The organism is Amycolatopsis sp. NPDC004625 (genome assembly GCF_040609695.1).
In the GTDB taxonomy this organism is placed as follows: domain Bacteria; phylum Actinomycetota; class Actinomycetes; order Mycobacteriales; family Pseudonocardiaceae; genus Amycolatopsis.
This window is the reverse complement of the sequence record NZ_JBEXKX010000104.1, coordinates 1-8702: the sequence shown is the minus strand read 5'-3', so window position 1 is coordinate 8702 and position 8702 is coordinate 1. Positions and strand designations below refer to the sequence as shown.

8 protein-coding genes and 1 pseudogene are annotated in these 8702 nt (G+C 72.0%); 4 read left to right on the top strand and 5 right to left on the bottom strand.

The window, feature by feature from the left end:
- The 4 genes and pseudogenes from ABZW17_RS46245 to sigK all read right to left on the bottom strand — a co-directional run.
- Window positions 1–287: pseudogene (locus ABZW17_RS46245) on the bottom strand (fasciclin domain-containing protein); the annotation flags it as partial.
- A 93-nt stretch (window positions 288–380) separates the two neighbouring features.
- Window positions 381–1880: a molybdopterin-dependent oxidoreductase gene (locus tag ABZW17_RS46240; protein WP_354829266.1), complete on the bottom strand. Its 1500-nt coding sequence runs from the start codon at window positions 1878–1880 to the stop codon at window positions 381–383.
- On the bottom strand, window positions 1873–2553 hold the full coding sequence (locus ABZW17_RS46235; RefSeq protein ID WP_354829264.1) for an anti-sigma factor: 681 nt from the start codon (window positions 2551–2553) through the stop codon (window positions 1873–1875). Before ABZW17_RS46235 ends, ABZW17_RS46240 begins: the two co-directional genes overlap by 8 nt.
- Complete coding sequence (sigK, locus tag ABZW17_RS46230) at window positions 2550–3146, bottom strand: ECF RNA polymerase sigma factor SigK (protein WP_354829261.1); 597 nt, start codon at window positions 3144–3146, stop codon at window positions 2550–2552. The genes ABZW17_RS46235 and sigK overlap by 4 nt, the downstream gene beginning before the upstream one ends.
- A 346-nt stretch (window positions 3147–3492) precedes the next feature.
- On the opposite strand from sigK, the gene ABZW17_RS46225 reads away from it, so the two are divergent.
- Window positions 3493–3906 carry an SsgA family sporulation/cell division regulator gene (locus tag ABZW17_RS46225; RefSeq protein ID WP_354829258.1) on the top strand — a complete coding sequence of 138 codons (414 nt, stop codon included), beginning with the start codon at window positions 3493–3495 and terminating at the stop codon, window positions 3904–3906.
- Between the two features lie 15 nt (window positions 3907–3921).
- Window positions 3922–5277, top strand: a complete 1356-nt coding sequence (locus ABZW17_RS46220) for a fatty acid--CoA ligase family protein (RefSeq protein WP_354829256.1) — start codon at window positions 3922–3924, stop codon at window positions 5275–5277.
- On the opposite strand, the gene ilvD is transcribed toward ABZW17_RS46220, so the two are convergent.
- Window positions 5256–6947 carry a dihydroxy-acid dehydratase gene (gene ilvD, locus ABZW17_RS46215; protein ID WP_354829253.1) on the bottom strand — a complete coding sequence of 564 codons (1692 nt, stop codon included), beginning with the start codon at window positions 6945–6947 and terminating at the stop codon, window positions 5256–5258. The two genes, ABZW17_RS46220 and ilvD, sit on opposite strands and share 22 nt — an antisense overlap.
- Window positions 6948–7061: 114 nt before the next feature.
- On the opposite strand from ilvD, the gene ABZW17_RS46210 reads away from it, so the two are divergent.
- On the top strand, window positions 7062–8138 hold the full coding sequence (locus ABZW17_RS46210) for a dihydrodipicolinate reductase (RefSeq protein ID WP_354829250.1): 1077 nt from the start codon (window positions 7062–7064) through the stop codon (window positions 8136–8138).
- Window positions 8135–8617, top strand: coding sequence for a carboxymuconolactone decarboxylase family protein (locus ABZW17_RS46205; protein ID WP_354829247.1), 483 nt, complete (start codon window positions 8135–8137; stop codon window positions 8615–8617). Before ABZW17_RS46210 ends, ABZW17_RS46205 begins: the two co-directional genes overlap by 4 nt.
- Window positions 8618–8702 lie beyond the last annotated feature (85 nt).

Sequence of the window (8702 nt, the reverse complement as noted above, 5' to 3'; positions counted from 1 at the left end):
TTCGTCGACGCCGCCGAGGCGACCGGCTGCGGGCCCATCGAGTCCAGCGAACCGGGCGCGGACCCCTGCGGCAGCTGCGAACAGGCCGGGCCGAACACGTCGGCGTTGGTGGTCACACCGTTGCCGGTCCCGGAGGCCATGCTGGACGACGGCGCGGCCATCGACGACGACGGCGCCATCGAGCTGCTGGAACTGCCCGACGAAGCGGTGTCGCTGCTGCTGCACGCGGTCAGCGAAAGGGCGGCGACAGCGGCGACGCCGATTCCGGCGACACGAAGCTTGGTCACGAAAATCACTCCCATATGCGGCTGAGAACTTCTTCTTGATCGGTATTCGGAACCACCCGTGAAACGGATTGGCCCCCGTTCGGGTGATCCAGGTCACCGCGTCGTGAACGCGATGCTGTGCCACCCGGTGGCGCCGTCGGGAACGGTTCCGGCGCGCATTTCGGTCTGCGTGTACCCGCTTTTGTCGGTCGCCCGGCAGACGACCTGGTGCCCGCCGGGCGCGGCGTCGAACTCGAGCCACCACATGCGCCAGGTGTTCGCGTTGACTTCGTGGGACAGCATGGCTTCCCGCCACGGACCGTTGTCCATGCGCACCTCGACCCTGTCGACGCCGGTGTGCTGCGCCCAGGCGATCCCGGCGACGCGCACCTTCCCCGCGGGCACGGTTTCGAAACCCTTCGGCGTGTCAATTCTCGATTCCGTTTTGATCGGCGCCTCGCGCCCCCAGCCGCGTTTCAGCCAGTACGCCTGCCGTGCGCCCCAGGTGGTGACTTCGAGGTCGGTGACCCATTTCGTGGCCGACACGTACCCGTACAGGCCGGGAATGACCAGCCGGGCCGGGAAACCGTGCTCGATCGGCAGCGGTTCGCCGTTCATGCCGATGGCGAGCATCGCCCCGCGCGAGCGGTCCAGCGCCGCGGCGACCGGGCTGCCGGACGTCCAGCCGTCCACACTGGACGAGAAGAGCTGCTCGGCGCCGGGCCGGACCCCGGCCTCTTCGAGCAGGTCGGCCAGGTCGACGCCGACGAAGTTCGCGGTGGACACGTAGGTGCCGCCGACCTCGTTGGACACGCAGGTCATCGTGATCGTGCGTTCGACCAGCGGCCGGTTCCGGATGTCGCCGTAGCGGTACCGGACCTCGCGCTCGACCAGGCCGTGCAGCCGCAGGCTCCAGTCCTCGGTCCGCACCTGGGGCACGGTCAACGCGGTGTCCACCCGGTAGAAGCGGTCGTTGGGCGTCAGGAACGTCGGCGTGCCCAGCTTCGCGAAGTCGGCGTCGGCCGGGATCATCGGCGCGGTCCGGGCCGGGACGAGCCGCCCGACCGCTTCACGCGACGCCGTCGCGTCCCGGCTCCCGGCGAGCAGCTGCCCGCCGAAGCCCGCGACACCGGCCCCGGCGACCACGCCGGCGCCCGCCAGCAGCACCGTCCGGCGCGAGGTGTCCGGGGCGATGTCGAGCCGGTGCAGGAAGGCGAACGTCGCCACCCCGGCGACCAGGCTCGCCGCCGGGGCGAGCAACGCTACCGCGTCCAGGTCGGGCCGCGCGTACACCGCGACAAGCCCGACCAGGCCGAACCCGGCGATCACCACCAGCCCCGGCACCGGTGTGCGGCGCGACAGCAGTCCCGCGACGGCCGCGACGAGGACCATCACCACGGCCATCCCGGACAGCAGCACGAGCTTGTCGTACGTGCCGAAGGTGCGGACCGCGAAGTCCTTGAGCTCCACCGGTGTCAGGTCGATGGCGCCGTTGCCGACCGCCAGGTACGGCGACGCGTTGACGCCGACGAACCCGGCGACGAGGTGGCCCGCCGCCAGCGCCGCCACGAGCGCCAGGACGCCCAGCAGGGCGGCCGGCCAGCGCCTAAGCAAGGGAAATCCTGGTGACGGCGGGGGTCGTCGGGCCGGCCGAGCCGCCGGCCGGTTCGACGGTGATCCCGATCCGGTCCACGTCGGACGGGAGGTCGGCCACCAGCATCCGCTGCGACGCCTCGGGCGTCATCAGCCCGGCCGACCGCGCGCCCCCGGTGCCGATCAGCCACACCTGGTAGACGTGCCCGGCGTCGAGCGCGGGCATCGCCGAGGCCAGCAGCACGGCCTGGTGCCGGGTGCGCGAAACCACCAGCGTGGCGTGCCCTTCCCCGACGCCCTGGATCGCGGACGCGTCCGGCGCGGAGAGCACCGAGTCGACCGGCGCCGGCGTCGTGGTGACGCCGAAGACGACCGCCGCCACGGCCGCGGCGGCGGCGCCGAAGAGCGAGACGCGCAGCTGCCACGTCTTGGCCCGGCTCAGCCGGCGGACCACCGGCACCTTCGGCGGCAGCTGGCGGGTGCGGGCCACGTCGGCGAGCACCAGCAGCTTCAGCGACGGCGGCGGGTCCACCGCGGCCGCCACGGCGAGCCGCGCGCCGGTCGCCCGCAGTTCCGCCACCTCCTGGCGGCAGGCGGCGCACGCCCCGAGGTGCCGCTCGAATTCGGCACGCTCCACATCGGACACGGCGTCGAGGGCGTACGCCCCGGTCAGCGTGTGCAGTTCGGCGGTCACCGGTCCACCCCCAGGCAGTCGCGCAGCCGGATCAGGCCGTCCCGGATGCGGGTCTTCACGGTCCCCGGCGCGACCTGCAGCACCTCGGCGACCTCGGGATAGGTGTAGCCGTTGTAGTAGGCCAGCACGATCGACTCGCGCTGCAGGTCGGTCAGCGCGGCCAGGCACTGCCGGACCCGCTGCTGCTCCAGACCGGCCAAAGTGGACTCGGTGACCTCGTCGAACGGCCGCCGCACGTCCATCAGGCCGGCCCGCTCCTCGCGGTCGACGCCGGCCTGGTGCGAACGCACGCGGTCGACCGCCCGCCGGTGGGTGATGGTCAGCACCCACGACAGCGCGCTCCCGCGCTCCGGCTCGTACCTCGCGGCCTTGCGCCACACCTCCACCAGCACCTCCTGCGCCACTTCTTCGGCCTGCGCGTGGCTGCGCAGCACCCGCGTCGCCAGGCCGAGCACCGGGCCCGCGACGAGGTCGTACAGCGCCGCGAACGCCGGTTCGTCGCCCGCCGCCACCCGCCGGAGCAGTTCTTCGGCGCTCGGCGCGAGCGCCGGCGCCTCGTCCGGTTGCAGCCGCAACCACCCACGCTCACCCATGCCCGGCACCCTCCAGGTCACCCACCACGTCCTCCGGCCCTCGGGGAGGGTTCGCGGCCGGGCGGCGGCGTGGACTGGTGTGCGGTGACCGTTCCCACCCGGAAGGCGCAACTCCGGCGCCGGGACCCATCCGGTGGCCGCACGGCTCCGAAAACTCGGTTCAGAGGCGGTGACGAACGCTCACCACGGGTGAGGTCGTTGCCCGTTCGGCCACGCGGACGGTGACCTCGGACACTTCTTGATCACCCCAGAGTGTGAAAGTTATTCGGAACGCTGGGCGTTGACCTGACTATGGGTTATCCCTGGAACCAGACGAAGTTAACCGACGAGTAGCAAAGGCGGTCCCATGACCGACCCGAACAGCGTGATCAGCGCCCGCATCGACTTCGCCCTGCGCACCTTCGGCGCCGGGCCGCGACCGGTGCCGGCCGAGCTGGAGTACGACACCCTCGACCCGTACGCGGTCGCCGTGGTGCTGCACGCCGGCCCGAGCGCGGTCCGGTGGCTCTTCGGCCGCGACCTGCTGGCCGACGGCCTGCTCGCCCGCTGCGGCGACGGCGACGTGCGGATCGGCCCCGCCGGCGACCCCGCGCTGGTCGTCGTGGAGCTGACCTCCCCGGACGGCGCCGCGGTGCTCGAGGCGCCCGCGAAGGAGATCGCGGCCTTCCTCGACCGGACCTACGACGTCGTCCCGGCCGGCAGCGAGAGCGACTGGTTCGACTTCGACGAGGAAATGGAAAAGCTTTCCTACCAGGAGTGAGTACGGTCCTCGGGCGTGAGCTTCTTCCTGACGAAGGTCCTGGCCGCGCTCGACGACGGTGGTGACCGCCCGCTCTTCGTCCACCACGGCGTCACCACCCACCACCAGGCCCGCGCCCGGCTGCGCCGCCTCCACGGCGGCCTCGGCGACGTCGAGACCCTCGCCGTCGACCTGCGCAACCGGCCCGAAACCGTCCTCGTCCAGCTCGCGGGCCTGCTGCGCGGCGCGACCGTGCTCATGGTCCCCGCCTCCGCTCCGAACGCGGACCGGCTCGCCGCGGCGAGCGGCGCCACGGTGGTCACCGACCGGCCGGACGCCTGGCCCGCGGGCGACGTCCGCACCCTCGACGACCTGGACGGCGAGCCCGAGCCGCTGGACCCGCCGGAGACCGTCCGCCTGCTCTTCCCCACCGGTGGCACCACCGGCACCCCGAAGCTGATCCGCCACAGCGGCATCTACGACGGCATGGCGTACATCTTCACGCCGTCACCGGACGGCCCGGGCCGCACGCTGCTGGTCGCGCCGATGACGCACATGACCGGCAACGCCACCGTGCTCGGTGCGCTGCTGCGGCAGGACACCGTGGTCATCCACGACGGTTTCGACGCAGGTGCCGTCCTCGACGCGATCGAGACGCACCGGATCGACACGCTTTCGCTGACGCCACCGCGGCTGGCCGCGGTCCTGGACCACCCGAAACGGCCGGCGACCGACCTCGGCAGCGTCCGCTCGCTCTCCCTCGGTGCCGCACCGCTGCCGCCGCACCGGCTCGCGCAGGCCCTCGACGTCTTCGGCCCGGTCGTCGGCCAGGGCTACGGGCTCACCGAGGCGCCGATGATCGCGAGCATCTCCGCCGCCGAGCTGATCGGCCGACCGGAGCGGCTCGGCTCGGTCGGCCGGATCGTGCCGGGCATGGAGGCGCGCCTCACCGCCGACGGCGAGGTCGAGGTGCGCGGACTGTCCATGATGGACGGTTACCGCGGCGGCCCGGAGATCGGCGCCGGCTGGCTGCGCACCGGCGACCTCGGCCGGTTCGACGACGAGGGGTACCTCTACCTGCTCGACCGCGCGGACGACGTCGCCGTCGTCGGCGAGCACGGCACGAAGGTGCCCACGACCGTCGTCGAACACGCCCTGGAGACGCACCCGGCGGTGCGGAGCGCGGCCGTCTTCGGCCACGGCGACCGGCTGCACGCGGTCGTCGTCGCCACCAGCGACGTCACGGCGGGCGACCTGCAGGCGCACGCCCGGGAAACCTTCGGCCAGGAGCACTACGTCCCGGCCGCCGTGGACTTCGTCGACGCGCTGCCCCTCACCGACGTGGGCAAGGTGGACAAGCGTGCCCTCGCTCAGCTCGTGACGGCCCCGTAGGACGACGACCGGACCAGCTTGACGTACTTGCCGAGCACCCCTTCCGGGAACTTGTTCGGCAGCGGCTCCCAGCCCTCCCGGCGCCGGGCCAGCTCGGCCGCGTCGACCAGCAGGTCGATGCTGCGGGCCTTGATGTCCACGGCGATCCGGTCGCCGGTGCGGACGAACGCGATCGGCCCGCCGTCGACCGCCTCGGGAGCGACGTGGCCGATGCACAGGCCGGTGGTGCCGCCCGAGAACCGGCCGTCGGTCAGCAGCAGCACGTCCTTGCCCAGGCCGGCGCCCTTGATCGCCGCCGTGATGGCCAGCATCTCGCGCATGCCCGGGCCGCCCTTCGGGCCTTCGTAGCGGATGACGACGACGTCCCCCGCTTCGATGCGGCCCTCGGTGAGCGCGGCCATGGCCTCCTGCTCGCGCTCGAACACCCGCGCCGGGCCCTCGAAGTTGGCGGTGTCGAAGCCCGCCGACTTCACGACCGCGCCTTCGGGGGCGAGCGAGCCGCGCAGGATGGTGATCCCGCCGGTCGGGTGCAGCGGGTTGTCCAGGCCGCGCAGCACTTCACCGTCGATCGGGTCGGGGTCCAGCTCGGCGAGGTTCTCGGCCACCGTGCGGCCGGTGACGGTCAGCGCGTCGCCGTGGATCAGGCCCTCATCCAGCAGGGCCTTCATCAGCACCGGGATGCCGCCGTGGCGGTCGATGTCGTTCATGACGTACTTGCCGAACGGCTTCAGGTCGCCCAGGTGCGGGACGCGGTCGCCGACGCGGTTGAAGTCGTCGAGCGTCAGCGGCACCTTCGCCTCGTGCGCGATGGCCAGCAGGTGCAGCACGGCGTTGGTCGAACCGCCGAGGGCCATGACGACGGTGATGGCGTTCTCGAACGCCTCGCGCGTGAGGATGTCGCGTGCGGTGATGCCCTTTTCGAGCAGCCCGACGACGGCTTCCCCGGACAGGTGCGCGTAGTGGTCGCGGCGGCGGTCCGCGGACGGCGGCGCGGCCGAGCCCGGCATGCTCATCCCCATGGCTTCGGCCGCCGACGCCATCGTGTTCGCGGTGTACATCCCGCCGCACGCGCCCTCACCGGGGCAGATGGCGCGCTCGATGCGGTCGAGGTCGGCGTTCTGCATGCGTCCGGCCCGGCACGCGCCGACCGCCTCGAAGGCGTCGATGAGCGTGACGTCCTTCTCGGTGCCGTCGGTGAGCTTCACCCAGCCGGGGGCGATCGTGCCCGCGTAGAGGAACACCGACGCGAGGTCGAGGCGCGCGGCGGCCATCAGCATGCCCGGCAGCGACTTGTCGCAGCCGGCCAGCAGGATCGAGCCGTCGAGCCGCTCGGCCTGCATCACCGTCTCGACCGAGTCGGCGATCACCTCGCGGGAGACCAGCGAGAAGTGCATGCCGTCGTGGCCCATGGAGATGCCGTCGGACACCGAGATGGTGCCGAACTGCAGCGGGTAGCCGCCGGCCGCGTGCACGCCCTCCTTCGACGCCTGGGCCAGCCGGTCGAGGGACAGGTTGCACGGCGTGATCTCGTTCCACGAGCTGGCGACGCCGATGATCGGTTTCTGCCAGTCGCCGTCCCCCATCCCGACGGCGCGGAGCATGCCGCGCGCGGGCGCGGCTTCGATGCCGTCGGTCACCGTGCGGCTGCGGGGCTTCGGGTCGATCGTCATCGCGGGCCTCCGATACGACGTTCGGGTGCTGCTGCATGTTACCAACGGACGCGCGGTCCGCTGGCCGGAACGAATTCCTGTCGACGGGGGGACGACCGGCGAAAACTCGGGCGAATGATCGCCACAGTGGTGTGGGGCACGGGCAACGTCGGCCGTGCGGCAATCCGGGCCGTCGACGCCCACCCGGCGCTGAAGCTCACCGCGGTGCTCGTCCACGACCCGGCGAAGGTCGGCAAGGACGCCGGCGAGCTGGCCGGCGTCGGCGAGCTGGGTGTCGCCGCGACGGACGACATCGACGCCGTGCTGGCCGCGAGCCCCCGCGCGGTCGTGTACGCCGCTTCGGGTGACGTCCGGTTCGACGACGCGCTCGCCGACATCGTGCGGGCGGTCCGGGCGGGCGCGATCGTCGTGACGCCGGCCCTGTACCCCCTCTACGACCAGCGGAACGCGCCCCCCGAGCTGCGGGATCCCGTGCTCGCGGCGATCTCCGACGGCGGCGGCTCGCTGTTCGTCTCCGGCGTCGACCCCGGCTGGGGCAACGACGTGCTTCCGCTACTGATCAGCGGGCTCGGCACGGACGTCGACGTCGTCCGCTGCCAGGAGATCTTCGACTACTCGACCTACGAGCAGCCCGACTCCGTCCGGTACCTGGTCGGGATGGGCCAGCCGATGGACTACGCCCCGCCGATGCTGATGACCGGCGTGCCGTCGATGGTCTGGGGCGGGCAGGTCCGGCTGATCGCGCGCGGCCTCGGCGTCGAGGTGTCCGAACTGCGGGAGACGCTGGATCGGCGTCCCCTCGAAGAAACCGTCACCACGCGGACCATGGGCGAGTTCGAAAAGGGCACGCAGGGCGCGGTGCGGTTCGAGGTGCAGGGCGTCGTCGACGGCGAACCGCGGATCGTCATCGAGCACGTGACCCGCATCCACCCGTCGTGCGCGCCGGACTGGCCCACGCCGCCCAGCGGCGACGGCGCGCACCGCGTGATCATCGAAGGCCGGCCGCGCATCGAAGTCACCGTCGAGGCGACCGACGAAGGCGAGAACCGGTCGGCGGGCGGCAACGCCACCGCCGTCGGACGGCTCGTCGGCGCGATCGACTGGCTGGCCGCGGCCGAACCCGGTCTCTACGACGCACTCGACGTCCCGCTGCGCCCGGCAGCCGGCAAGCTCGGAAGGAGCCGTCCGTGAACATCGACATCCCCGCGGGCAAGGACCCGATCGGGTACGTCTGGGGCGAGATGGTGCCCGGCATCGGGATCGCCGCGTCGAAGTTCTCGCTGGCGGTGTACGAGCACACGACGCTGGGCCTGCGGGAGTTCGAGGCCGCGCGGCTGCGGATCGCCCAGATCAACGGCTGCGTCTTCTGCCTGGACTGGCGGACCGAACGCGACGGCGTCAAGGTCGAGCCCGAGTTCGCGGACGCGGTGTCGGAGTGGCGCACCACCGAGCTCTTCGACGAGCGCACGCGGCTGGCGGCGGAGTACGCCGAGCGGTACGCGACCGACCACCACAACCTGGACGACGAGTTCTGGAAGCGGATGTCCGCTTCCTACAGCCAGCAGGAGATCGTCGAGCTGTCGATGAGCCTCGGCGCGTGGCTGGCCTTCGGACGGCTCAACCACGTCCTCGGCCTCGACACCGCCTGCGTCCTCCCGCACTCGTCGTGAGTGGTAAGGCGGGGTTTAACACCCCCAACACAACCCCCGACCCCCCGCGCACAGCACACAATAGGGGGGGGGTGAAGTTGTGGTG

What these genes read in the sequence shown, in the direction of transcription:
- ABZW17_RS46210 (WP_354829250.1), top strand. Translation starts at nt 7,062, where the DNA reads ATGATCGCCACAGTGGTGTGGGGCACGGGCAACGTCGGCCGTGCGGCA.
- sigK (WP_354829261.1), bottom strand. Translation starts at nt 3,146, where the DNA reads ATGGGTGAGCGTGGGTGGTTGCGGCTGCAACCGGACGAGGCGCCGGCG.
- ilvD (WP_354829253.1), bottom strand. Translation starts at nt 6,947, where the DNA reads ATGACGATCGACCCGAAGCCCCGCAGCCGCACGGTGACCGACGGCATC.
- ABZW17_RS46225 (WP_354829258.1), top strand. Translation starts at nt 3,493, where the DNA reads ATGACCGACCCGAACAGCGTGATCAGCGCCCGCATCGACTTCGCCCTG.